This window comes from Enterobacter sp. FW301-JW81 (genome assembly GCF_058788735.1).
This window is the reverse complement of the sequence record NZ_JBYTBA010000001.1, coordinates 1,355,962-1,378,911: the sequence shown is the minus strand read 5'-3', so window position 1 is coordinate 1,378,911 and position 22,950 is coordinate 1,355,962. Positions and strand designations below refer to the sequence as shown.

Sequence of the window (22,950 nt, the reverse complement as noted above, 5' to 3'; positions counted from 1 at the left end):
CCCGAATTAGCATGAGAATTCAATCAGTCTACAGGACGCATTACTGTAAAATTAACAATTTGCAAATATTTAAACTACATGCCGGGGATTCCTGAAGGCGGCTCGCAGAGGTAATGTCACGAGCGAGACGCATGGGCAGGGCTGTTGTACACTGCCGTGAAAGATTCGTGGTTAAATCAAGGTGGAACGCGTGGAATTACTTTCTCAATATGGGTTGTTTTTGGCCAAAATCGCAACGGTGGTGATTGCCATTGCGGTGATTGCCGTTCTGATTGTCAACCTGACGCAGCGTAAGCGTCAGCGTGGGGAGTTACGCATCACCCGCCTGAGCGAGCAGTATAAAGAGATGCAAGAAGAGATGTCTCTCGCGCTGCTTGATAGTCATCAACAGAAACTGTGGCTGAAGGCACAGAAGAAAAAGCATAAACAGGATGCCAAAGCGGCAAAGGCAAAAGCGAAGCTCAACGTGCCGCAGGATAAGGCCGCGCCACGCGTTTACGTGCTCGATTTTAAGGGCAGTATGGATGCACATGAAGTTTCCTCTTTGCGGGAAGAGGTCACCGCCGTTCTGGCCGTGGTGACCCCGCAGGATCAGGTTGTTGTGCGTCTTGAAAGCCCGGGCGGTGTAGTTCATGGCTATGGGCTGGCAGCCTCGCAGCTGCAGCGCCTGCGTGAAAAACAGATCCCGTTGACCGTTGCCGTGGATAAAGTGGCGGCGAGCGGGGGGTATATGATGGCCTGCGTGGCGGACAAAATTGTTGCCGCGCCGTTCTCCATTATTGGTTCAATCGGCGTGGTTGCACAAATACCGAACTTTAACCGCTTCCTGAAAAATAAAGAGATTGATATCGAACTTCACACGGCGGGCCAGTACAAACGCACCCTGACGCTGCTGGGGGAAAATACGGAAGAAGGGCGTCAAAAATTCCGTGAAGATCTCAACGAAACGCATCACCTCTTTAAAGACTTTGTGCACCGGATGCGCCCAGCGCTTGATATCGAACAGGTGGCGACGGGTGAGCACTGGTACGGGATCCAGGCGCAGGAGAAGGGGCTGGTGGATGAAGTCGGGACCAGCGACGACCTGCTGCTCAACCTGATGGAAGGCCGGGAGCTGGTTGGTGTGCGCTTTACCCAGCGTAAGCGACTGCTGGATCGCTTTACCAACAGTGCGGCAGAGAGTGCGGACCGCCTGCTGCTCCGCTGGCTGCAGCGCGGACAAAAACCGCTGCTGTAAACAAAACGCGAGGCATATGCCTCGCGTTTTGCATTAATCGATCAGGTGATATTTCTCTGAAAGCGTATGCGCCAGGTATTTAAACATGTTAAACACGGCGGTGCTTTTCGGGGTTGGTAACCCCTGTTCGTCAAGGAAGTATTCGCCGCTGAAAATCAGCACCCCATTACGCTGCTCTACGCCGGTGGCTTCAATGCCCGCCAGCGTATCTTCATGGTCACGGATAAGCTTGTTTGCTTCGATAAGCAGAGAGGCTCGGTCAATAGGTTGGGTCGTATTCTGCATAATCCACTCCTTAAACAGTGACAATAGTCTACGCCGAGGGCGCTTTGGGGGCAAATTTTCCCTGTAATGTGAGGGGATAAGGTACCGGGACCTGGCTGGCAGGATTTGCTTTTGCATGCTAATAAAGTTGCGTAACGAATTTTATCAGGTAGAGTGTGCGCTTTCGTCATTCTGGCAACAGAATTGCTTGACATTCAACCTGGAATTCGTCACGAATTACACGAGATGTGAGAAAAATACCCGAAAACTCAATCACCTGGGCGTTTTTTGTTTGACGCTCAGTAAGTCAAAGGGGTTGATATCTCCTGACGCAGTCGCAATATCATTGGCTCGTCGTCAGCGGAAGGGAAATCAACGTGCGGCGTATTCCTGGAAGAATTAAATTAGGTAAAGGTGAATATGGGTAAAGCTCTCGTCATCGTTGAGTCCCCGGCAAAAGCCAAAACGATCAATAAGTATCTGGGTAATGACTACGTGGTTAAGTCCAGCGTCGGTCATATCCGCGATTTGCCGACCAGTGGCTCAGCCAGCAAAAAGAGCGCAGACTCTACCTCCACCAAAGGGGCTAAAAAGCCTAAAAAGGATGAACGTAGCGCGCTTGTCAACCGCATGGGTGTTAACCCATGGCACAACTGGGATGCACAATATGAAGTGCTGCCCGGGAAAGAAAAAGTCGTTAACGAGCTGAAGCAGCTTGCTGAAAAAGCAGACCACATCTATCTCGCAACCGACCTTGACCGCGAAGGGGAAGCCATTGCGTGGCACCTGCGGGAAGTGATCGGTGGTGATGACAAACGCTACAGCCGTGTAGTGTTTAATGAAATTACGAAGAATGCGATTCGTCAGGCTTTTGAAAAGCCGGGCGAGCTGAATATCGACCGTGTAAACGCACAGCAGGCACGTCGCTTTATGGACCGTGTAGTGGGTTACATGGTTTCTCCATTGCTGTGGAAAAAGATTGCCCGTGGGCTGTCCGCAGGTCGTGTGCAATCGGTCGCAGTGCGTCTGGTCGTTGAGCGTGAACGCGAAATTAAAGCCTTCGTGCCGGAAGAGTTCTGGGAAGTCGATGCCAATGTGACCACGCCGGGCGGCGACGCTCTGCCGCTGCAGGTAAGCCACCAGAACGACAAGCCTTTCCGTCCTGAAAACCGCGACCAGACCATGGCCGCCGTAGCGCTGCTGGAAAAAGCGCGCTATCAGGTGCTGGAACGAGAAGACAAACCGACCAGCAGTAAGCCTGGTGCGCCGTTTATTACCTCGACGCTGCAGCAGGCTGCAAGCACGCGTCTGGGCTATGGCGTGAAGAAAACCATGATGATGGCCCAGCGCCTGTATGAAGCGGGTTACATCACCTATATGCGTACCGACTCAACCAACCTGAGCCAGGACGCGGTGAACATGGTGCGCGGTTACATTGGTGACAACTTCGGTAAGAAATACCTGCCGGAAACTGCTAACCAGTTCGCCAGCAAAGAGAACTCTCAGGAAGCGCACGAAGCGATTCGTCCTTCCGATGTCTCTGTGTTAGCCGAATCGCTGAAAGACATGGAAGCCGACGCCCAGAAGCTGTATCAGCTGATCTGGCGCCAGTTCGTTGCGTGTCAGATGACGCCAGCGCAGTACGACTCCACCACGCTGACCGTCGGTGCGGGTGATTTCCGCCTCAAGGCGCGCGGTCGTATCCTGCGTTTCGACGGCTGGACGAAAGTCATGCCAGCGCTGCGTAAAGGTGATGAAGACAGAACGCTGCCGGCGGTTAACAAAGGTGACGAACTGTCTCTGGTTGAACTGATCCCGGCTCAGCATTTCACTAAGCCGCCTGCGCGCTTCAGCGAAGCCTCTCTGGTAAAAGAGCTGGAGAAACGCGGTATCGGTCGTCCGTCAACCTACGCATCCATCATCTCGACGATTCAGGACCGTGGCTACGTACGTGTTGAAAACCGTCGTTTCTACGCGGAAAAAATGGGTGAGATCGTCACTGACCGTCTGGAAGCCAACTTCCGCGAGTTGATGAACTACGATTTCACCGCGCAAATGGAAGACAGCCTCGACCAGGTCGCCAGCCATCAGGCGGAATGGAAAAAGGTGCTCGATAGCTTCTTCAGCGACTTTACCGACCAGCTTGAAAAAGCGGAGAAAGATCCTGAAGAGGGCGGCATGCTGCCTAACCAGATGGTACTGACCAGCATCGACTGCCCAACCTGTGGCCGTAAGATGGGGATCCGTACTGCCACGACGGGCGTTTTCCTCGGATGCTCCGGCTACGCGCTGTCGCCAAAAGAGCGCTGCAAAACCACCATCAACCTGGTGCCTGAGAATGAAGTTCTCAACGTGCTGGAAGGTGACGATGCGGAAACGAACGCTCTGCGTGCCAAACGCCGCTGCAAAAAATGCGGCACGGCAATGGACAGCTACCTGATCGATCCAAAACGTAAACTGCACGTGTGCGGTAATAACCCAACGTGTGATGGATATGAGATCGAAGAGGGTGAGTTCCGCATTAAAGGCTATGACGGCCCGATTGTGGAGTGCGAGAAGTGTGGTTCTGAAATGCACCTGAAAATGGGGCGTTTCGGTAAGTACATGGCGTGCACCAACGACGAGTGTAAAAACACGCGTAAAATTCTGCGTAACGGTGAAGTGGCGCCGCCGAAGGAAGATCCGGTTCCGCTGCCTGAGTTGCCGTGTGAGAAATCCGACGCGTACTTCGTGCTGCGTGACGGCGCTGCGGGTGTCTTCCTGGCCGCCAACACCTTCCCAAAATCGCGTGAAACGCGCGCGCCGCTGGTTGAAGAGTTGCATCGTTTCCGCGATCGTCTGCCTGAGAAACTGCGCTATCTGGCCGACGCGCCTCAGCAGGATCCGGAAGGCAACAAAACCGTGGTGCGCTTTAGCCGTAAAACCAAGCAGCAGTATGTTGCGGCGGAAAAAGAGGGTAAAGCGACCGGATGGTCAGCCTTCTTTGTCGATGGCAAATGGGTTGAAGGCAAGAAATAATCTTCCCTTACCGTAACTTACCTGTAAAAGGGCCGGACTTCCGGCCCTTTTTTATTGCCTTGTTATTATTTTTTGTTCCGTACTATACAGTCAGGCTATAAATGATATAGTGGTTATAGTTAACCTGTTTTTTATTATTAAATCGTCTTAAGCGATTGACCGCGTGCGCTAAATCGGATGGTCTGGCATGAAATTACAGCAGCTTCGTTATATCGTTGAGGTGGTGAATCACAACCTTAACGTCTCTTCCACCGCCGAGGGGTTATATACCTCTCAGCCGGGCATCAGCAAACAAGTTCGTATGCTGGAGGATGAGTTAGGTATCCAGATATTTGCCCGCAGCGGGAAACACCTCACCCAGGTGACGCCAGCAGGGCAGGAAATCATCCGCATCGCGCGGGAAGTCCTCTCTAAAGTCGATGCGATTAAGTCTGTCGCAGGGGAGCATACCTGGCCGGATAAAGGCTCGCTGTATATTGCCACCACGCATACTCAGGCGCGCTATGCGCTGCCGGGTGTTATTAAGGGCTTTATCGAGCGCTATCCCCGCGTCTCTTTGCATATGCATCAGGGCTCGCCAACGCAAATTGCGGAGGCGGTATCGAAGGGCAACGCGGACTTTGCTATCGCGACGGAAGCCCTTCACCTGTATGACGATCTGGTAATGCTCCCGTGCTACCACTGGAACCGTTCGATTGTCGTGACGCCCGATCACCCGCTGGCAGGCAAGGGGTCGGTGACTATCGAAGAGCTGGCACAGTATCCTTTAGTGACCTATACGTTTGGCTTCACCGGGCGGTCTGAGCTTGATACGGCTTTTAACCGGGCAGGATTAACGCCGCGTATTGTCTTTACCGCTACCGATGCCGACGTTATTAAGACCTATGTTCGGCTTGGTTTGGGGGTGGGCGTTATTGCCAGCATGGCGGTCGACCCGGTGTCAGACCCTGACCTGGTGCGCCTTGACGCGCATGATATTTTCAGCCATAGCACCACAAAAATTGGGTTCCGCCGCAGCACCTTCCTGCGTAGCTATATGTATGATTTTATTCAGCGCTTTGCCCCTCATTTAACACGTGACGTGGTTGATACCGCCGTTGCATTACGTTCAAATGAAGATATCGAAGAGATGTTTAAAGATATCAAACTCCCTGCAAAATAATCACACCCGGTATCTTTCCCTCACGGAAAGATACCGAAATAACCCCTCAAAGCTAAATTAGAATTATCTTCATCTACGCTTCCTGTCATATAATGTCAGTATCCTTTTAATTGGTGTGGTTATAATGTCGTGAATTGGCGACAAAAGTAGAAACTAATTAACGGCTACGCAAATTTTTCTTTTCAATTATTTATTTCTGGTCAAAAGAATGAATATTTCCTGGGTGCCGGTGCGTAAATTCACTGGCTTTTCGGCTAAAGTTTCTTTAGGATTTATCTCAACAGATGATTAATTGTACCAATTGTTTGGTCCTAAATGATAAGCGATATCGATTGTATGAGGTTAGCAATGCCTTCAGGAAGTGAAGAACCGCAAAGGGATCCTGCGCTCAAGCGTAAAGCCTGGCTGGCGGTCTTTCTCGTTTCCGCCCTGTTTTGGGTGGCAGTTGCTCTCCTGGCCTGGAAATATTGGGGTTAAATATGGCAGTGACGGTTCGTACAGCAACGGTAAAACAGATGTGTCAGCATCGTGACAATGGTCACAGAGGGCGTAAAGCACCTGCGACTGTTGTACCCGCGTCCTGGAAACTGACGCCGCAGCAGCAAGCGTTTATTGATGTGTTCGCAGAAGACGAACCCAAAAAACAATAATTTAGTTTATTGCCTAATGGTGCAAATAGTGTGAATAACGACTCTGCACTTTTGTACTCTTTAATAAATACACATCAGCAATACAGCACTGAGGTCTAACCTCGGAACTTTTTATAAATAATGCCTGGTGTCCCTATGATGAATAACATGACGTCTCACAAATACTGGTCATGGATCGGCGTTTTTACCGTGTCGATTCTGTTCTGGAGTCAGCTCATCTGGTTGGCCCTCCACTAAATTGTAAAACCTCGCTACGGCGGGGTTTTTTGTTTCTCCCCCTCTGGACCAATCCGAAATTTATCAATTTGGGTTGTTATCAAAACGTTACGACATCTTTGTGTTATCTTTAATTACGGCCCTGATAATTGTCAGGGCATCTCTGTGATTAAGGAGGAGCTTATGTCGTTAACCCTACGCGAAGCCAGTAAGGACACATTACAGGCAGAAAATAAAACCTGGCATTACTACAGCCTGCCGCTGGCTGCCAGAACGCTTGGGGACATTTCGCGTTTACCCAAGTCATTGAAGGTTTTACTGGAAAATCTGTTACGCTGGCAGGACGGTGACTCCGTTACCCTCGACGATATCCAGGCGCTGGCCGGGTGGCTTGAGAATGCCCATGCCGACAGAGAAATTGCCTACCGCCCGGCGAGGGTCCTGATGCAGGACTTTACTGGCGTTCCTGCCGTGGTTGATTTAGCCGCGATGCGCGAGGCCGTTAAGCGTCTCGGCGGTGATACGGCAAAAGTGAATCCACTTTCCCCTGTTGACCTCGTCATTGACCACTCCGTCACCGTTGACCACTTCGGCGACGATGATGCCTTTGGTGAGAACGTGCGTCTGGAGATGGAGCGTAACCACGAGCGCTACGTATTTCTGAAGTGGGGGCAACAGGCGTTCAGCCGCTTTAGCGTGGTTCCACCGGGTACCGGTATTTGTCACCAGGTTAACCTTGAATATCTGGGCAAAGCCGTCTGGAGCGAACTGCAGGATAAAGAGTGGGTGGCCTATCCGGACACGCTGGTGGGCACGGACTCCCATACCACCATGATCAACGGTCTGGGTGTGCTGGGCTGGGGTGTCGGCGGTATTGAAGCGGAAGCCGCCATGCTCGGCCAGCCGGTTTCCATGCTCATCCCGGATGTGGTGGGCTTCAAGCTTACCGGTAAACTGTCTGAAGGCATTACCGCTACCGATCTGGTGCTCACCGTCACCCAGATGCTGCGCAAGCATGGTGTGGTAGGCAAGTTTGTTGAATTCTACGGCGACGGCCTGGATTCGCTGCCGCTGGCCGACCGCGCCACCATCGCCAATATGGCGCCGGAATATGGTGCAACCTGCGGCTTTTTCCCTATCGATGACGTTACGCTGGAGTACATGCGCCTTAGCGGTCGTAGCGAAGAGCAGGTGGCGCTGGTGGAGGCGTATACCAAAGCGCAGGGCATGTGGCGAAATCCGGGCGATGAACCGGTCTTCACCAGTTCGCTTGAGCTCGATATGGGCAGCGTCGAGGCGAGCCTCGCCGGGCCTAAACGTCCTCAGGATCGGGTTGCGCTAACTGACGTGCCGAAAGCGTTCGCTGCCAGCAATGAGCTGGAAGTGAACGTGGCGAAGAAAGACCATCGTCCAATCGACTATGTTCTGAACGGTCATCAGTATCAGCTTCCGGACGGGGCGGTGGTTATCGCAGCCATTACCTCCTGCACCAATACCTCGAACCCCAGCGTGTTAATGGCGGCCGGTTTACTGGCTAAAAAAGCGGTAGAGCTTGGGCTAAAACCTCAGCCGTGGGTCAAGGCCTCGCTGGCACCGGGCTCCAAGGTGGTGTCGGATTACCTGGCCCAGGCCAGGCTGACGCCGTACCTCGACGAACTGGGCTTTAATCTCGTCGGCTACGGCTGTACGACCTGTATCGGTAACTCCGGTCCGCTGCCTGAACCCATTGAAACTGCAATCAAGCAGGGCGATCTGACGGTTGGCGCAGTCCTTTCCGGTAACCGAAACTTTGAAGGGCGAATTCATCCGCTGGTAAAAACCAACTGGCTCGCCTCGCCGCCACTGGTGGTGGCTTACGCCCTGGCAGGGAACATGAATATCAACCTGGTGACCGATCCGATTGGTCACGATCGCAAGAATGACCCTGTCTACCTGAAAGATATCTGGCCGTCATCGCGTGAAATCGCCCTGGCCGTTGAAAAGGTCTCGACCGAAATGTTCCGCAAAGAGTATGCGGAAGTCTTTGAAGGTACGCCGGAATGGAAAGCCATTAACGTCGCAGGTTCGGATACCTATGACTGGCAGGATGACTCGACCTATATCCGTCTGTCGCCGTTCTTTGATGAGATGCTGGCCGAGCCGGCACCGCTTAAGGATATCCACGGCGCGCGCATCCTGGCGATGCTGGGGGATTCGGTCACGACCGACCATATCTCTCCGGCGGGGAGCATCAAAGCCGATAGCCCGGCAGGCCGCTATCTGCAAAGCAGGGGGGTGGAACGCCGTGATTTTAACTCCTACGGTTCGCGCCGCGGTAACCATGAAATCATGATGCGCGGCACGTTTGCCAACATCCGCATTCGTAACGAAATGGTACCGGGTATTGAAGGAGGCATGACGCGCCATCTGCCGGGGACGGAAGTCGTGTCGATTTATGATGCGGCCGTGAAATATCAGCAGGAAGGAACGCCGCTGGCGGTGATCGCTGGCAAGGAGTACGGTTCCGGCTCAAGCCGTGACTGGGCAGCGAAAGGTCCGCGCCTGCTGGGTGTTCGTGTGGTTATCGCCGAATCGTTCGAACGTATTCACCGCTCGAATCTGATCGGTATGGGGATCCTGCCGCTTGAGTTCCCGCAGGGCGTGACGCGCAAAACGCTGGGCCTGACCGGAGAAGAGCAGATTGATATCAGCGATCTGCAAAACCTGAAGCCGGGTAAAACGGTGCCGGTGAAGTTAACGCGGGCTGACGGGAAAACCGAGGTGCTGGAATGCCGGTGTCGTATCGATACGGCAACCGAGCTGACCTATTACCAGAACGACGGCATTTTACATTATGTGATTCGCAAGATGCTGGATTGATGAAGCGAGCCCGGCACCCGTGCCGGGCTTTTAACGTTTACTCGTTCAGGAGATGGCCCATTTTGGCCGCTTTGGTATCTAAATAATGGGCGTTTTTCGGGTTACGGCCGACAATCAGCGGGACACGCTCAACGATATTGATCCCGGCTTCGGTCAGGATCTCCACTTTTTTCGGGTTATTGGTCAGCAGGCGAACTTCATCCACGCCCAGCAGCTTGAACATATCGGCACACAGGGTGAAGTCACGTTCGTCAGCGGCAAAGCCGAGTTGGTGGTTCGCTTCAACGGTATCGTAGCCCTGATCCTGAAGCGCGTAAGCGCGGATTTTATTCAGCAGGCCAATATTACGGCCTTCCTGACGGTGATAAAGCAGTACGCCGTGACCTTCTTCAGCAATATGAGAAAGGGCCGCTTCCAGCTGGAAACCGCAATCACAGCGCAGGCTGAACAACGCATCGCCGGTAAGACACTCTGAGTGTACGCGGGACAGCACCGGCGTCTGTCCTGAAATGTCGCCGTACACCAGCGCGACATGATCCTGTCCGGTTGCCAGTTCTTCAAATCCGACCATCAGGAAATCGCCCCATGGGGTTGGCAGTTTGGCTTCTGCCACACGTTTAAGCTGCATGTGATTCTCCAGAGTAGGCTGACACGTTTCGCGTCTTTGCCCTGTTTTGCTTTCTGTATCAGTTCATTTTGCCACAAGCTCAGCATGTTCGCCTAATGGGCGCCACGCTATATGAACGTTAAACGCACGATCCGACATCTCCACCCAGCGAATAAATTTCAGTTATGATTGTGGCGCTTAGCGAAAAAGGAGAAGACATGCTTTCGATCGCCAGACGTACGGCAGCAGGTGCGGCCATTTTATTGATTATGCCTCTGGCCGTATGGGCCTCAGGGTGGATGTGGCAGCCCGGGCAGAACGCCACGTGGCTGAAATCGTTATACTGGATAACGGAAACGGTCACCCAGCCGTGGGGGATCATTACCCACGTGCTTCTCTGCGCCTGGTTCCTGTGGTGTTTGCGCTTTCGTCTGCGCGCGGCGCTAATGCTTTTTGCGATCCTCGGTGCTGCCATTGTTATTGGCCAGGGCGTAAAGTCCTGGGTGAAGGATCGCGTTCAGGAGCCGCGTCCTTTTGTCGTCTGGCTGGAAAAAGCGCATCATGTTCCGGTAGATGAGTTCTACAATTTAAAGCGTAAAGATCGCGGTGCATTGGTAAAAGAACAGCTTTCGGAACAGCAGGATATCCCGAAGTTTTTGCGTAAGCACTGGCAAAAAGAGACGGGGTTCGCGTTTCCTTCCGGTCATACCATGTTCGCGGCCAGTTGGGCGTTGCTGGGGGTTGGGCTGTTATGGCCAAGACGTCGAACGGTCACTATCGCGATTTTGCTGGTCTGGGCTACGGGGGTGATGGGCAGCCGCTTGCTGCTGGGTATGCACTGGCCGCGGGACCTGGTTGTCGCTACGCTTATTTCATGGCTGCTGGTGACGCTGGCGACCTGGCTTGCTGAACGATTCTGCGGCCCGCTAACACCACCGCCAGAAGAGAAAGAAGAAATAGCCGAAAGGGAGCAAAGCGACGCCTGACGGTTGATATTCCGTGTTTCGCCCATAAATCCATGGCTGGCGCGTTACTTTTTCCGTTTCGCGCCCGTCACTAAAATGGTAGTTTATAAGGCTGATTGCGGTGAGTTGAACACACTTTATTCGCTTGAACCACATAACGGGAAGTAATGTGAAATATTTACTCATTTTCTTACTGGTATTGGCGATTTTTGTCATTTCAGTCACATTGGGTGCACAGAACGATCAACAGGTGACGTTTAACTATCTGCTGGCCCAGGGCGAGTATCGCGTGTCGAGCCTGCTGGCGGTCTTATTTGCTGCGGGCTTTGCCATTGGCTGGCTGGTTTGCGGTCTGTTCTGGTTAAAAGTCCGTGTCTCTCTTGCGCGCGCTGAACGTAAAATTAAACGACTCGAAAATAACATTGCGCCTGCGTCCGACATTCCGGAAAGCTCCGGTGTGCCGGTCGTGAAGGAATAATCGACTATGCTGGAGTTGTTGTTTCTGCTTTTGCCTGTCGCCGCAGCCTATGGCTGGTACATGGGCCGCAGAAGTGCGCAACAAACAAAACAGGATGAGGCCAATCGTCTCTCCCGCGACTACGTTGCGGGGGTGAACTTCCTCCTGAGCAATCAGCAGGACAAAGCGGTAGATCTGTTCCTCGACATGCTGAAAGAGGATACCGGTACTGTTGAAGCGCATCTCACCCTGGGTAACCTGTTCCGCTCGCGCGGTGAAGTCGATCGCGCCATCCGTATCCACCAGACCCTGATGGAAAGCGCCTCACTGACCTACGATCAGCGTCTCCTTGCGGTGCAGCAGTTGGGGCGTGATTACATGGCTGCGGGGCTGTACGACCGCGCTGAAGATATGTTCTCGCAGCTGGTGGATGAAACGGATTTCCGTATCGGTGCGTTGCAGCAACTGCTGCAAATTTATCAGGCTACCAGCGACTGGCAGAAAGCCATTGATACGGCTGAACGACTGGTGAAGCTGGGTAAAGATAAGCAGCGCGTTGAGATAGCTCATTTCTACTGCGAGCTTGCCCTTCAGCAGATGGGCAATGACGACATGGACAAAGCCATGGCATTGCTGAAGAAAGGAGCCGCCGCAGACCGCAACAGCGCGCGTATTTCCATCATGATGGGGCGTGTCTTTATGGCGAGTGGCGATTACGCCAAAGCCGTTGAGAGCCTGCTGCGCGTCATTGATCAGGACAAAGAGCTGGTCAGTGAAACGCTGGAAATGCTGCAAACCTGCTACCAACAGCTTGGCAAGCAGGAAGAGTGGGTGGCATTCCTGCGTCGCTGCGTGGAAGAGAATACCGGTGCGACCGCGGAACTGATGCTCTCAGACGTGGTGGAGCAGTATGAGGGAAGCGACACCGCGCAGGTTTATATTACCCGACAGCTGCAACGCCATCCGACCATGCGGGTCTTCCATAAGCTAATGGATTACCACCTGAACGACGCTGAAGAAGGGCGCGCCAAAGAAAGCCTGATGGTGCTGCGCGACATGGTTGGCGAGCAGGTGCGAAGCAAACCGCGCTATCGTTGCCAGAAGTGTGGTTTTACCGCCTATACGCTCTACTGGCATTGTCCTTCCTGCCGCGCATGGTCCACCATTAAGCCAATTCGTGGCCTGGACGGGCAGTAATTTTTTAAAACCCCTCACTTTAGTTACAACATACTGTTTCTTCTCTCACATCTTCAGGCTCCGTGCGCTTTGCCGGCCTGGCAGGAAAGCAAATGGGTTCTGTCAATTTGCGGCGACGGCAGGTAGAATGCTCGCCGTTTATCTGTTCCGCGCCGCTGCGCGCCCATAGACGAAAAGGGCTGGTCATGACGTCTGTTACATCCTCCACTTCCCGCATAATTACGGATTCTCCTGTTGTTGTTGCGCTTGATTACAATAAGCGTGACGCTGCACTGGCGTTTGTCGACGGTATCGACCCTCGCGATTGCCGTCTGAAAGTTGGCAAAGAGATGTTCACGCTGTTTGGACCGCAAATCGTTCGCGATCTGCAGCAGCGCGGCTTTGACGTTTTCCTCGACCTCAAATTCCATGATATCCCGAATACTACAGCGCACGCCGTGGCTGCAGCCGCCGATCTGGGCGTATGGATGGTTAACGTCCATGCATCGGGTGGGGCGAGAATGATGACGGCTGCCCGTGAAGCGCTCCTGCCGTTCGGCAAAGATGCGCCACTGCTGATTGCGGTCACCGTGCTGACCAGTATGGACGAAAGCGACTTACGCGACCTCGGCGTGACGTTGTCACCTGCCGAGCATGCCGAGCGTCTCGCGCGTCTGACGCAGCATTGCGGGCTCGATGGCGTCGTCTGCTCCGCGCAGGAAGCGGTGCGTTTTAAATCAGTGCTGGGTCAGGATTTTAAGCTGGTCACCCCGGGGATCCGTCCTGCTGGCAGTGAAGTTGGCGATCAGCGCCGTATTATGACGCCTGAGCAGGCGCTGGCTGCTGGCGTTGACTACATGGTCATCGGGCGCCCGGTGACGCAGTCTGCAAACCCGGCAGAGACGCTTAAGGCTATCAACGCGTCGCTGAGAAAGGGGGCATAATGACCGATTCCAACAGTCGTCTGGTCTACTCAACCGACAGCGGGCGTATCGACGAACCGAAAGCGAAAGCCGAGCGTCCGAAGGGAGACGGAATCGTTCGCATCCAGCGTCAAACCAGCGGGCGAAAAGGAAAAGGGGTCTGCCTTATCTCCGGAATTGACCTGGATGATGCGGAGCTGACAAAGCTGGCGGCCGAACTGAAAAAGAAATGCGGCTGCGGCGGTGCCGTGAAAGACGGCATTATCGAAATCCAGGGTGATAAACGCGATTTAATAAAATCGCTGCTGGAAGCCAAAGGCATGAAGGTCAAACTGGCGGGCGGCTAAAATAAGTAAGCCACGGCAAATGCCGTGGCTCGTGTTATATACGTGCGTATGTCAGACCTGAAATGCGTTCAAATATCACAATACCGCGGAAGGCTTATAGAATAATTATTTGCCGACCTGGTGACCGATAATACCACCGACAGCAGCGCCACCTAATGTACCCAGCGTACTACCATCCGTTAATACTGCACCACCGAGAGCACCGGCACCGGCACCAATGGCGGTGTTACGGTCACGTTTAGACCAGTTAGAGCATGCGCTCAGGGACATAGCTACAGTGATTGCCAGAACAGCGGCGGCTAATTTTTTGCTGGTTAAGGTCATAATACTTTCTCCTGAATTATCGATTCACGGAAAGATGTACACGTTAAGTATAGACGATTCGAATACTTAATTCTGTTCTCCGTGAAAGCTGGTCGCGCAGGCGTTACGTAATCACGCAGGTGATAGTCACTTCCTGTTATATCGCTAACATTAATTTTACGACTTTAGGGCGAGTTAAACAGGTAAAAACTCTTAAAGAAGTACCAGGAATCATCTCAGAGAAAGAAGGGCGAGAGCGCCCGAAATTCGGGCGCACAGAGGGCTCAGGCGGTTGTTTTAATAATATTGACGATGAGACCGTCATCTTCCAGTTTATTACGGTGCTCTTCGCGTAAACGTTCGTCAGTAATAACGCGGCTAAAGCGAGAAAGAGGCCCCATCGTATACGGATGGACGGCGCCGAATTTAGAGCTATCGGTGAGCACAATGGCTTCACACTCTTTTTCCAGTACGGCATTCACGACGTCAGAGCGCATCATATCCCGGCCGGTGAACCCCGTCTCAGGCTGCCAGCCGTCAATCCCGATAAAGGCCTTACTGAAATGAACCTGCTGGACGTACTGGCGGGTCAGCGGGCCGACCATGCTTTCACTTTTTTTCTGGTAAATACCGCCCAGCAGAATGACCTCGCAGCGCGTCTCTTTGAGCAAATGCGCGATATAGCTACTGACGGTGATGATGGTAACGTCTTTTTGATCGGCAAGCGTGCGCGCCAGAAGGGCATTGCTGCTGCCGTTTTCAATAAAGACCGTTTCACCATTGTTCACTAACGACGCGGCAAATTCCGCCAGTTCACGTTTGAGCGCGTAGTTGTTCATCATGCGCGTCTCAACGTCATCGCTGTCCAGCGGGACGGCATAGCCGTGCGCGCGACGCAGGTAGCTCTGTTTTTCCAGCAGATTAAGATCCTGGCGGATTGTGACTTCAGACACGCCGGTCGTTTTAGCGAGATCGACTACGCTGACGCGTCCCTGATCGATGACCATCTGCAAAATGAGTTGTTGTCGGGAATTCATAGCATCCATTTAATAAAGCGAAACGAGGTCGGAAACGGTGGGGTTAAACTTCCCACGGCGCTTTGGGCTGTCTGTTTTCAGGTGGCACGTCAGCGCCGTTCTGAGCAAGGAGTTCAGACTTCAGGATCTCAAGATTACGGATAGCAGAGTGATAATCGCCTGCCACCAGGATATCCAGCACGGTATCAATACGTTGTGCTACAGCTTGTGCATCAATAGTCGACATAATCTCACCCCCAGGCGCGAAAAGTTAATATTTTCAATGATGCAGAAATTAGGATCAAAAGAGAAGGGAAAAAATACAATAACTAAATTACTTAAACGGAAGTGATAAATTTATTCCCCCTCATGTAGCGGGCTTATTGAGTGGATTAGTCTAAAACTGCGCGCAACGCGCTTTTTATAAGAGGAATGAGACTATGACCGTTATCAATCAGCCTACCTGCACACTGTTTACCGATACTGAACGGTTCACTCAGCTGTCAGGGTATTACGAGGCGGAGCGACGCACAGTCTGGATGATGCTGCGGGCCCAGCCGCGTCCTTGCTTCAACCACGCGTTAATCGAGGAGATCATGAACTTTTCATGGCTGGTTCGCCAGTCTGGTTTTGCGGTTGATTTTTGGGTAACCGGTTCGCTGGTTCCCGAGATGTACAACGTGGGCGGTGATTTGCAGTTCTTCGTCGAGTGCATTCAGAACGGACGTCGGGAAGCGCTGCGGGCGTACGCACGCGCCTGCGTTGATTGCGTCCACGCGGCATCCCGCGGGTTTGATACGGGAGCCGTCTCTCTGGCAATGGTCGAAGGCAGTGCGTTAGGGGGCGGGTTTGAGGCCGCGCTGGCGCACCATTTCGTTCTGGGTCAGCGCGATGCCCGTTTAGGTTTCCCGGAGATTGCCTTCAATCTCTTCCCCGGCATGGGGGGATATTCTCTGGTCGCACGCCGTTCAGGCATGAAGCTGGCGGAGGAACTCATCTACAAAGGGGAATCCCATACGGCGGAATGGTACGAACAGCACGGGCTGGTGGATGTCCTGTTTGAGCCCGGACAAAGCTATGTTTCCACCAGAACCTTCATCGATACGCTGCGGCCAAAACTGAATGGCGTAAGGGCGATGCTGCGCGCCCGTACGCGCGTCCTGCAATTGCCTCGCAGTGAACTGATGGACATCACGGAAGACTGGGTTGATGCTGCGTTCTGCCTGGAGCCGAAGGATATCGCCTACATGGAGCGTCTGGTGATGCTGCAAAACCGCCATCATGCGGCGGGTTTGCGGAAAGCCAGTTAACGCTGTTTACGCGCTTGATATCGTTTTAGCCATCGCTCAAATGCGGCAGCGGGCATCGGCTTAGCAAACAGAAAACCCTGCCGTTCGTTGACGCCGTTCTTGGTCAGAAAGGCGTCTTCTTTTGCACTTTCGACCCCTTCGGCAATCACCTGCAGGTTCAGCGCCTGCGCCACCGCAACGATGGCGCGCACCAGAGACTGGGAAATTGACTGCTTATGAATATCCCTGACAAAGGATTGATCGAGCTTGATGGCGTCGATGGGGAAACGGGCCAGCTGGGAGAGGGAAGAGTAGCCGGTACCAAAATCGTCCAGGTGAATTTGCGCCCCGAGCCGGCTGAACTGCTGGATGACGGAGAGCGCCAGCTCTTCGTTCTCAATAAGACAGCTTTCGGTTAATTCAACGTCGACGGGGCAGTATTCAAAGTTAAGATCTTTTAGCGCCTGCTTTAAATCACTGAAAATCGTCTGGTCGGCCAGCTGTCGCGCTGAGACGTTCACGGCCACGCGCAGGTTTATCCCCTTATCGCGCCATTTCGCCACCTGTCGAACCACGTCGAGCATGACCCAGCGCCCCAGCGGCACAATCAGGCCCGATTCCTCGGCATAAGAGATAAACTCCAGCGGCGGAATCAAGCCGCGTTCCGGCGATTGCCAGCGGACCAGTGCCTCAAGGCTTCTGATCTCCCCGCGCCAGGTTATTTTAGGCTGGTAGTGGATCAGGAGCTGATCGTTATCCAGCGCTTTACGCAGGTTGGTATCCAGCCAGAGATACTCAAACACGCGCTGGTTCATCTCGGGCGAGAAGACGCAGAACTTGCCGCGACCGTTCTCTTTGGCGGTATACATGGCGGTATCGGCGTTACGAATGACGCTTTCCCGGTCGTTTCCGTGCTGCGGAGCGAGGGCGATGCCCAGAGAGCAACCGGTGTAAATCTCGATCAGACCGATTCTGAAGGGCTGGCGCAGGCGGGTCAAAATGCGCGACGCCATCGCTTCCAGTGAACCCTGAGAGGTATTGGTGGCCATGACGATAAACTCATCGCCGCCAAGTCGCGCCAGCACCTGTCCCTCATCCAGACAGCTCAAAATGGCGAGAGCGACGGCCTGTAGCAGCTGATCGCCAAACATATGCCCGTAGGCGTCGTTGACCTTTTTAAAGTTATCCAGATCGAGATACACCACGCCAACCTGCGTATCGCCGCGGCTGGCGATGGCGTCGGAAATCAGTTCATGGATGGCATTGCGGTTTGGCAAGCCGGTGATGGTATCGGTATTGGCCAGCACGCGCAGCCGCTCCTGCGCGCGGCGCTCCTCGGTAATATCGGTACCGGAACAGATAAGGAAAATTTCATTTTTACCGCTGCCGCTGTGAACGAATTTGTTTCTGAACAGAAACAACCGCTGCCCTTTACGCGTTTTAATCCAGCGTTCGACCTCGTAGGAGCTGCCGTTACGGAAGAAACCGGCGATATTACGCTTTGAGGCTGCCGCTTCGCTGCGGCTCATAAACAGCTTAAACACGTTCTGACCAATCACTTCGTGTTCTTTCAGACCGGTATATTCTTCGCTCAGCCGGTTAAAACGCTGAATATTGCCGTTTTGATCGAGGATAACAATAACGGAGTTGGCCTCTGAGACAACCTGTTCCGCGAAAGAGAGACCCTGAGCCAGATCGCGCGCGACGGAGGGCGTATCGTTCCAGGCGGACGCGGTGCCGGCCCACTCGTTGCGGGTAATTTTGCGCCCCACGAGGTGCACCGGGACATCTTCTCCGTACAAAGAGAGCGACATGGAGATACTGGAGGTAATCACGGTTAACTGACGGATGAGATCGGCCTGTTCATCGTCCAGAGACACCACCTGCGTGACATCGGCGTTTTCGCTGGTGGCAAGGTGCAGAGCATTACTGTCAGCTGACAGGCGCCACCAGGGGCTGTGCGTCCCCATGTAACGAAACAGCAAATTCTGCTCCAGATCGTCCATCATATCTTCTCCCGCCGCTGTTCATTAGCGCACAAATTATTCATTTGCAGTCGACTTTTCCGTTGCGAAACAGCGGCAAAACCGAAGTGAACTTATTGTTTTTTCCCTGTTTTCTTATCTTAAGACGAGTCGGGTAAAAAAGGATACTCAGCGTATAAAAATTCACGTAACCGAATATAACAACACTCTTTTACTGTAGATAATTATGGCGAGTTTGGGCGGCGGTAAAGGGAAAATAGTGAGAAAAAATGATGATTTTGTGGCGGGGATAAAAAGAAAAATTGTCGGCCCCTCCGGAAAGGAAACGGCCGACAATTTAACAGGTTATCAGGCGACAGGGCGCGCGATAATACTGCGGGTTTCCATGCGGACTTCGGCGATGTTTACGTCAATCACGTCTGTGACTTTGTAAACTGTTTCACCTTTAATTTGCACCGTCCCGTTATCCTGACTGCAGACCATTTCATCGCGCACGGCATGCAGGAACGGAGCAGGGATAAAGGCGACAGCGCCGTTATCGACCAGGCGGACGCGCATACCGCCGCGGCTGATATCAATGATCTCAGCCGCGAAACGGGTATCCGTACCGGCTTTATCCTGCAGGAAGCGCGCGTACAGCCAGTCTCCCACATCACGCTCCGCCATGCGGTTCAGGCGACGGCGTTCGGCCATCTGCAGCGTGGTATCGTCCTGAGGACGCGCGATCGTTTCGCCTTTGATAATCGCTTTCAGCAGACGGTGGTTAACCATATCGCCATACTTACGGATTGGAGAGGTCCAGGTAGCGTAAGCTTCAAGGCCAAGACCAAAGTGCGGGCCCGGCTCCGTGCTGATTTCCGCGAAGGACTGGAAGCGACGAATGCGGCTGTCCAGGAAACCGGACGGCTGCGCGTCCAGCTCACGACGAAGTTTGCAGAAGCCCGGCAGCGTCAGTACCTCTTCCGGAACAACATGCACATCGTGATTCTTCAGCAGGGCCGCCAGCGCTTCGGTGTTCGCAGGATCAAAACCGGTGTGGACGTTGTAAATGCCGAAGCCCAGCTTGTCGCGCAGCACGCGTGCGGCACAAATGTTGGCAGAAATCATCGCTTCTTCAACAATGCGGTTCGCAATGCGCCGCGGCTCGGCCACGATGTCCAGCACTTCGCCTTTTTCACCCAGAACAAAGCGGTAATCCGGACGGTCTTTGAACACCAGCGCGTGGGTTTTACGCCACTCGCCGCGGTTCAGGCAGATACGCTGCAGCAGACGAATCTGCGCGGCAATAGCGTCTGATTCAGGGTTCCAGCTGCCGGTATTTTCAAGCCAGTCGGACACGTTATCGTAGGCCAGCTTGGCTTTCGATTCGATGGTAGCGGCAAAGAACTCGATATCGTCTTCAATCGCGCCATCCGCTGCGATGGTCATGCGGCAGGCAAGGACCGGGCGCACTTCATTGGGGCGCAGCGAGCAGAGATCGTCTGACAGCTCGCGCGGCAGCATCGGAATGTTGAAGCCCGGCAGGTAGTTGGTGAAGGCACGGATTTTCGCCGCGTCATCCAGCTTGCTGCCTTCGGCAATCCAGGCGGTGGGATCGGCAATGGCAACCGTCAAATGCAGTTTGCCATCGGCGCTCTCTTCAGCGTAGAGCGCGTCATCCATATCCTCTGTGCTGGCGCTGTCGATAGTGACAAACTCCAGGGCAGTGAGATCGCGACGCGTCAGACCTTCGTCCTGCATCTCCGTCGCTACGCCGTTAGGTGCTTCTTTTTCAAGATTGTGGCGTGCGAGCGTGACCCACCACGGCACGAAATGGTCGGCACCAAAGGTGATGAACTGGGTCAATTCAGCATAAAAACCGCGATCGCCTTTCAGAGGATGACGGCGCATTTCTGCTACGGCCCAGTCACCTTCTTTAAAATCATGCTCAACACCGCGGGCGGCGCGGCAGGGGATGGCATCTTTCAGCAGGGGATGATCCGGCACGATAGACAGACGATCGTCTTTTCTCTGCACCTTACCCACAAAGCGGGTCAGGAACGGTTCGATCAGTTCTTCCGGCTCGGCGGATTCTCGTTCCTTTTCGGTATGAATGACGGCCATGACGCGGTCGCCATGCATCACTTTCTTCATCTGCGGTGGCGGAATGAAGTAGCTTTTCTGCGCGTCAACTTCAAGGAAGCCAAAGCCCTTTTCCGTGGCTTTTACGACCCCTTCTGCACGCGGCGTCTGGGAATGCAGTTGCTGTTTAAGCTGCGCTAGCAGCGGGTTGTCCTGAAACATAATGTTCTATTTTCGTAGCCATTGAGCGGCTGACAGTTTTACGCGATTCTCACTGTCTCAGCAAGCGGTCTTTGGGTAATTAGTATGGTTATTCCTCTTTGCCAAACGCGACTTTCAGACGCGTAAGCCAGCCATCAAACGCGCTTTGGGTAAGCAGCGAGATCGCCTGTTCGGCAGAGAGTCCTTGATCCGTGAGCGGGGTAAACTGTGCGGCACTGAAGCGGTCCGGAGAGCGCGTCAGCAGTTCGACCGCTGCCGAAAGTGCAGGAGAAGTCAGAGAAATCTCTTCGCGACTGTTGATCAGGATTTCTCCCGTCAGGTCGAGCAGCGACGGCTCATGGCAAAGAACCGGCGTCAGCGCCTCAAGCGCGGGCTCTGCCTGCCAGCGGGACAGCGACTCAAGCTGATGCGCACTCGCATAGCGCAGCTCGACAACCGGCAAAAGCGGCGCCCAGGCCTCGTGGCTCGCGGGCAGGGTGTGTGGCTGAATATGATGGCCCGGCAACCAGCGAACGGGCTGGCCTAACAGCCCCTGAAACACCGCGACCACGCGCGCCTGAAAACCTATAAAGCCGATAATCTGGTTAATCACCACAATGTCATATAGTGACAGGCCAACCTCATCAAGCTGGTTCTGCGCTTTATCATCAATGACATCAGGGGAGCTGGAAAGCTGGCGGGCATACTGCGTGATTTGCGCCAGGCGTTGGTTGCTTTCGCGCGAGGAGTCCGGGCCGGGTAGTGGGGCGAGCAGGGCGGCGTAATGGTTACAAAGCCGCTGAACGCCACAGGCCTGTGCGACCGTCAACGCAGTACTGAGCCGATCGTAGGCGCTGAGCGTATGCAGGCGGTTCACGGGAATCGAGAGCGGAAACAGCTGGTGGCATAAGGCTCTGGCAGGGGCAAGCCAGCCAGTACAGGCGGCGACAATCTCATCAGGCAAAGCTAAATCGAGCAAAAAACGATCGTCGACGTTAGCGGCTTCGGGCACCAGAGGCAGAACATCCGTCTGCGCGTGGTTTGACTGGGTTTCGTGGTACCAGTGGCCTTTGCCGGAAAAACGGCGTTGTTCCATGTGCGTTCCTTGATCTCAAAATGGCGATCAATATCCTGGCGTAACGCAGATAAAGGGAAAAATATTGTTAGGTGATAACAAATAGCAGAACGGAATAACGGAGGTGTGGTGCGGGGAAAACTCTCTTCCCGTGGGGGAAGAGAGTCACAGCTTATTTAATTTCCAGCTCGTTCATTGCAGCGATGTTGAAGCCGCCGTCAACGTGAACCACTTCGCCGGAGATACCCGCGGAAAGGTCAGAGCACAGGAAGGCTGCAGAGTTACCCACATCTTCAATGGTAACAGTACGACGAATCGGGGTAACCGCTTCGCAGTGTGCCAGCATTTTACGGAAATCTTTGATGCCGGAAGCTGCCAGGGTGCGGATAGGACCAGCAGAGATGGCGTTAACGCGCACGCCTTCAGGACCCATTGCGTTCGCCATGTAGCGTACGTTTGCTTCCAGAGACGCTTTAGCCAGACCCATGACGTTGTAGTTAGGGATAGCACGTTCTGCACCCAGGTAAGACAGGGTCAGCAGGGCTGCGCCCGGGTTCAGCATCGCGCGGCAAGATTTAGCCATCGCAACGAAGCTGTAGGAGCTGATGTCGTGAGCGATTTTGAAGCCATCACGGGTTACCGCGTTCACGTAGTCGCCGTCCAGCTGGTCGCCAGGAGCGAAGCCGATGGAGTGAACGAAGCCGTCGAATTTCGGCCATGATTTTGCCAGTTCAGCAAACATGCCATCGATGCTTTCGTCTTGTGCAACGTCACATTCCAGAACAATGCTGGAACCCAGCTGTGCGGCAAACTCTTCAACACGGCCTTTCAGCTTGTCGTTCTGGTAGGTGAACGCCAGCTCAGCGCCTTCGCGATGCATTGCCTGCGCGATGCCGTATGCGATGGACAGTTTGCTGGCAACGCCAGTCACCAGAATGCGCTTACCGGAAAGAAAACCCATAGCTTTAATCCTTATATTCATTGCTTATTTTGCCTTGTAATTCATAGCGTTACAGGCAGTATTTCAAAATCATTCGAAATTAGCTCGAAATTATAGCCCACTCACAGCCCCTTGTGTCACGATTTTTCTCGCTCTTCTCCGAAGACGCATGCCCTACGTTATGGGGCGCGGACGCGCG

The 22,950-nt window shown here is 53.6% G+C and carries 22 protein-coding genes; 13 read left to right on the top strand and 9 right to left on the bottom strand.

Annotation, left to right across the window (positions count from 1 at the left end; genetic code table 11):
• The first annotated feature begins 190 nt into the window (after window positions 1-190).
• Window positions 191-1,237 carry a protease SohB gene (gene sohB / locus AC3WOK_RS06520; RefSeq protein ID WP_447855788.1) on the top strand — a complete coding sequence of 349 codons (1,047 nt, stop codon included), beginning with the start codon at window positions 191-193 and terminating at the stop codon, window positions 1,235-1,237.
• Window positions 1,238-1,270: 33 nt separating this feature from the next.
• Here the strand turns inward: sohB and AC3WOK_RS06515 are convergent, their stop codons facing one another.
• Window positions 1,271-1,522, bottom strand: a complete 252-nt coding sequence (locus tag AC3WOK_RS06515; RefSeq protein ID WP_059309864.1) for a YciN family protein — start codon at window positions 1,520-1,522, stop codon at window positions 1,271-1,273.
• A gap of 399 nt (window positions 1,523-1,921) precedes the next feature.
• Between AC3WOK_RS06515 and topA the strand changes: the two genes are divergently transcribed.
• The 6 genes from topA to acnA all read left to right on the top strand — a co-directional run bounded on the left by topA (window position 1,922) and on the right by acnA (window position 9,406).
• Window positions 1,922-4,519, top strand: coding sequence for a type I DNA topoisomerase (gene topA, locus AC3WOK_RS06510; protein WP_063429647.1), 2,598 nt, complete (start codon window positions 1,922-1,924; stop codon window positions 4,517-4,519).
• A 187-nt stretch (window positions 4,520-4,706) separates the two neighbouring features.
• A complete protein-coding gene (gene cysB, locus AC3WOK_RS06505) occupies window positions 4,707-5,681 on the top strand; it encodes an HTH-type transcriptional regulator CysB (protein WP_006175683.1) in 975 nt (324 codons plus the stop codon).
• A gap of 336 nt (window positions 5,682-6,017) precedes the next feature.
• A complete protein-coding gene (locus tag AC3WOK_RS06500) occupies window positions 6,018-6,158 on the top strand; it encodes a YmiA family putative membrane protein (protein ID WP_216689425.1) in 141 nt (46 codons plus the stop codon).
• 2 nt (window positions 6,159-6,160) lie between these two features.
• Window positions 6,161-6,331 (top strand): YciX family protein, encoded by a 171-nt coding sequence (locus AC3WOK_RS06495; protein ID WP_048339061.1) that lies wholly within the window; start codon window positions 6,161-6,163, stop codon window positions 6,329-6,331.
• Between the two features lie 138 nt (window positions 6,332-6,469).
• The gene (ymiC, locus tag AC3WOK_RS06490; RefSeq protein WP_032623144.1) at window positions 6,470-6,568 is read left to right on the top strand and encodes a small membrane protein YmiC; all 99 of its coding nucleotides are present in this window, start codon (window positions 6,470-6,472) and stop codon (window positions 6,566-6,568) included.
• A 162-nt stretch (window positions 6,569-6,730) separates the two neighbouring features.
• Window positions 6,731-9,406 (top strand): aconitate hydratase AcnA, encoded by a 2,676-nt coding sequence (gene acnA / locus AC3WOK_RS06485; protein ID WP_063429650.1) that lies wholly within the window; start codon window positions 6,731-6,733, stop codon window positions 9,404-9,406.
• 37 nt (window positions 9,407-9,443) lie between these two features.
• Here acnA and ribA read toward each other — a convergent pair whose 3' ends face one another.
• Window positions 9,444-10,034: a GTP cyclohydrolase II gene (gene ribA, locus AC3WOK_RS06480; protein WP_492354197.1), complete on the bottom strand. Its 591-nt coding sequence runs from the start codon at window positions 10,032-10,034 to the stop codon at window positions 9,444-9,446.
• A gap of 197 nt (window positions 10,035-10,231) precedes the next feature.
• On the opposite strand from ribA, the gene pgpB reads away from it, so the two are divergent.
• From pgpB to yciH, 5 genes are all read left to right on the top strand, one after another.
• A complete protein-coding gene (pgpB, locus tag AC3WOK_RS06475; protein ID WP_063429652.1) occupies window positions 10,232-10,999 on the top strand; it encodes a phosphatidylglycerophosphatase B in 768 nt (255 codons plus the stop codon).
• A gap of 148 nt (window positions 11,000-11,147) precedes the next feature.
• Window positions 11,148-11,456 (top strand): LapA family protein, encoded by a 309-nt coding sequence (locus AC3WOK_RS06470; protein ID WP_023312067.1) that lies wholly within the window; start codon window positions 11,148-11,150, stop codon window positions 11,454-11,456.
• A 6-nt stretch (window positions 11,457-11,462) separates the two neighbouring features.
• Entirely contained in the window at window positions 11,463-12,632 is a 1,170-nt protein-coding gene (gene lapB, locus AC3WOK_RS06465) for a lipopolysaccharide assembly protein LapB (RefSeq protein WP_047348269.1), read from the top strand.
• A gap of 185 nt (window positions 12,633-12,817) precedes the next feature.
• Complete coding sequence (pyrF, locus tag AC3WOK_RS06460) at window positions 12,818-13,555, top strand: orotidine-5'-phosphate decarboxylase (protein ID WP_492354196.1); 738 nt, start codon at window positions 12,818-12,820, stop codon at window positions 13,553-13,555.
• A complete protein-coding gene (gene yciH, locus AC3WOK_RS06455; protein WP_047348270.1) occupies window positions 13,555-13,881 on the top strand; it encodes a stress response translation initiation inhibitor YciH in 327 nt (108 codons plus the stop codon). Before pyrF ends, yciH begins: the two co-directional genes overlap by 1 nt.
• Before the next feature lie 105 nt (window positions 13,882-13,986).
• On the opposite strand, the gene osmB is transcribed toward yciH, so the two are convergent.
• The 3 genes from osmB to AC3WOK_RS06440 all read right to left on the bottom strand — a co-directional run bounded on the left by osmB (window position 13,987) and on the right by AC3WOK_RS06440 (window position 15,447).
• Complete coding sequence (gene osmB / locus AC3WOK_RS06450; protein WP_008501216.1) at window positions 13,987-14,205, bottom strand: osmotically-inducible lipoprotein OsmB; 219 nt, start codon at window positions 14,203-14,205, stop codon at window positions 13,987-13,989.
• Between the two features lie 263 nt (window positions 14,206-14,468).
• Complete coding sequence (yciT, locus tag AC3WOK_RS06445; RefSeq protein WP_047348271.1) at window positions 14,469-15,221, bottom strand: DNA-binding transcriptional regulator YciT; 753 nt, start codon at window positions 15,219-15,221, stop codon at window positions 14,469-14,471.
• Between the two features lie 43 nt (window positions 15,222-15,264).
• Complete coding sequence (locus tag AC3WOK_RS06440; protein WP_047348272.1) at window positions 15,265-15,447, bottom strand: YciZ family protein; 183 nt, start codon at window positions 15,445-15,447, stop codon at window positions 15,265-15,267.
• A gap of 193 nt (window positions 15,448-15,640) precedes the next feature.
• Between AC3WOK_RS06440 and AC3WOK_RS06435 the strand changes: the two genes are divergently transcribed.
• Window positions 15,641-16,510 (top strand): crotonase/enoyl-CoA hydratase family protein, encoded by an 870-nt coding sequence (locus tag AC3WOK_RS06435; RefSeq protein ID WP_059309870.1) that lies wholly within the window; start codon window positions 15,641-15,643, stop codon window positions 16,508-16,510.
• On the opposite strand, the gene pdeR is transcribed toward AC3WOK_RS06435, so the two are convergent.
• The 4 genes from pdeR to fabI all read right to left on the bottom strand — a co-directional run bounded on the left by pdeR (window position 16,507) and on the right by fabI (window position 22,772).
• Window positions 16,507-18,498 (bottom strand): cyclic di-GMP phosphodiesterase, encoded by a 1,992-nt coding sequence (pdeR, locus tag AC3WOK_RS06430; protein WP_063956620.1) that lies wholly within the window; start codon window positions 18,496-18,498, stop codon window positions 16,507-16,509. The two genes, AC3WOK_RS06435 and pdeR, sit on opposite strands and share 4 nt — an antisense overlap.
• A gap of 324 nt (window positions 18,499-18,822) precedes the next feature.
• Window positions 18,823-20,757 carry an exoribonuclease II gene (locus AC3WOK_RS06425; RefSeq protein ID WP_492354195.1) on the bottom strand — a complete coding sequence of 645 codons (1,935 nt, stop codon included), beginning with the start codon at window positions 20,755-20,757 and terminating at the stop codon, window positions 18,823-18,825.
• An 88-nt stretch (window positions 20,758-20,845) separates the two neighbouring features.
• Window positions 20,846-21,832 (bottom strand): CMD domain-containing protein, encoded by a 987-nt coding sequence (locus tag AC3WOK_RS06420; RefSeq protein WP_492354194.1) that lies wholly within the window; start codon window positions 21,830-21,832, stop codon window positions 20,846-20,848.
• 151 nt (window positions 21,833-21,983) lie between these two features.
• A complete protein-coding gene (fabI, locus tag AC3WOK_RS06415) occupies window positions 21,984-22,772 on the bottom strand; it encodes an enoyl-ACP reductase FabI (RefSeq protein WP_025756597.1) in 789 nt (262 codons plus the stop codon).
• Between the last annotated feature and the right edge of the window lie 178 nt (window positions 22,773-22,950).

Excerpts from the sequence above, each read along its gene's own strand:
- AC3WOK_RS06515 (WP_059309864.1), bottom strand. The coding sequence starts at position 1,522 with ATGCAGAATACGACCCAACCTATTGACCGAGCCTCTCTGCTTATCGAA.
- topA (WP_063429647.1), top strand. The coding sequence starts at position 1,922 with ATGGGTAAAGCTCTCGTCATCGTTGAGTCCCCGGCAAAAGCCAAAACG.
- cysB (WP_006175683.1), top strand. The coding sequence starts at position 4,707 with ATGAAATTACAGCAGCTTCGTTATATCGTTGAGGTGGTGAATCACAAC.
- AC3WOK_RS06500 (WP_216689425.1), top strand. The coding sequence starts at position 6,018 with ATGAGGTTAGCAATGCCTTCAGGAAGTGAAGAACCGCAAAGGGATCCT.
- AC3WOK_RS06495 (WP_048339061.1), top strand. The coding sequence starts at position 6,161 with ATGGCAGTGACGGTTCGTACAGCAACGGTAAAACAGATGTGTCAGCAT.
- ymiC (WP_032623144.1), top strand. The coding sequence starts at position 6,470 with ATGAATAACATGACGTCTCACAAATACTGGTCATGGATCGGCGTTTTT.
- acnA (WP_063429650.1), top strand. The coding sequence starts at position 6,731 with ATGTCGTTAACCCTACGCGAAGCCAGTAAGGACACATTACAGGCAGAA.
- ribA (WP_492354197.1), bottom strand. The coding sequence starts at position 10,034 with ATGCAGCTTAAACGTGTGGCAGAAGCCAAACTGCCAACCCCATGGGGC.
- pgpB (WP_063429652.1), top strand. The coding sequence starts at position 10,232 with ATGCTTTCGATCGCCAGACGTACGGCAGCAGGTGCGGCCATTTTATTG.
- lapB (WP_047348269.1), top strand. The coding sequence starts at position 11,463 with ATGCTGGAGTTGTTGTTTCTGCTTTTGCCTGTCGCCGCAGCCTATGGC.
- pyrF (WP_492354196.1), top strand. The coding sequence starts at position 12,818 with ATGACGTCTGTTACATCCTCCACTTCCCGCATAATTACGGATTCTCCT.
- yciH (WP_047348270.1), top strand. The coding sequence starts at position 13,555 with ATGACCGATTCCAACAGTCGTCTGGTCTACTCAACCGACAGCGGGCGT.
- osmB (WP_008501216.1), bottom strand. The coding sequence starts at position 14,205 with ATGACCTTAACCAGCAAAAAATTAGCCGCCGCTGTTCTGGCAATCACT.
- yciT (WP_047348271.1), bottom strand. The coding sequence starts at position 15,221 with ATGAATTCCCGACAACAACTCATTTTGCAGATGGTCATCGATCAGGGA.
- AC3WOK_RS06440 (WP_047348272.1), bottom strand. The coding sequence starts at position 15,447 with ATGTCGACTATTGATGCACAAGCTGTAGCACAACGTATTGATACCGTG.
- AC3WOK_RS06435 (WP_059309870.1), top strand. The coding sequence starts at position 15,641 with ATGACCGTTATCAATCAGCCTACCTGCACACTGTTTACCGATACTGAA.
- pdeR (WP_063956620.1), bottom strand. The coding sequence starts at position 18,498 with ATGATGGACGATCTGGAGCAGAATTTGCTGTTTCGTTACATGGGGACG.
- AC3WOK_RS06425 (WP_492354195.1), bottom strand. The coding sequence starts at position 20,757 with ATGTTTCAGGACAACCCGCTGCTAGCGCAGCTTAAACAGCAACTGCAT.
- AC3WOK_RS06420 (WP_492354194.1), bottom strand. The coding sequence starts at position 21,832 with ATGGAACAACGCCGTTTTTCCGGCAAAGGCCACTGGTACCACGAAACC.
- fabI (WP_025756597.1), bottom strand. The coding sequence starts at position 22,772 with ATGGGTTTTCTTTCCGGTAAGCGCATTCTGGTGACTGGCGTTGCCAGC.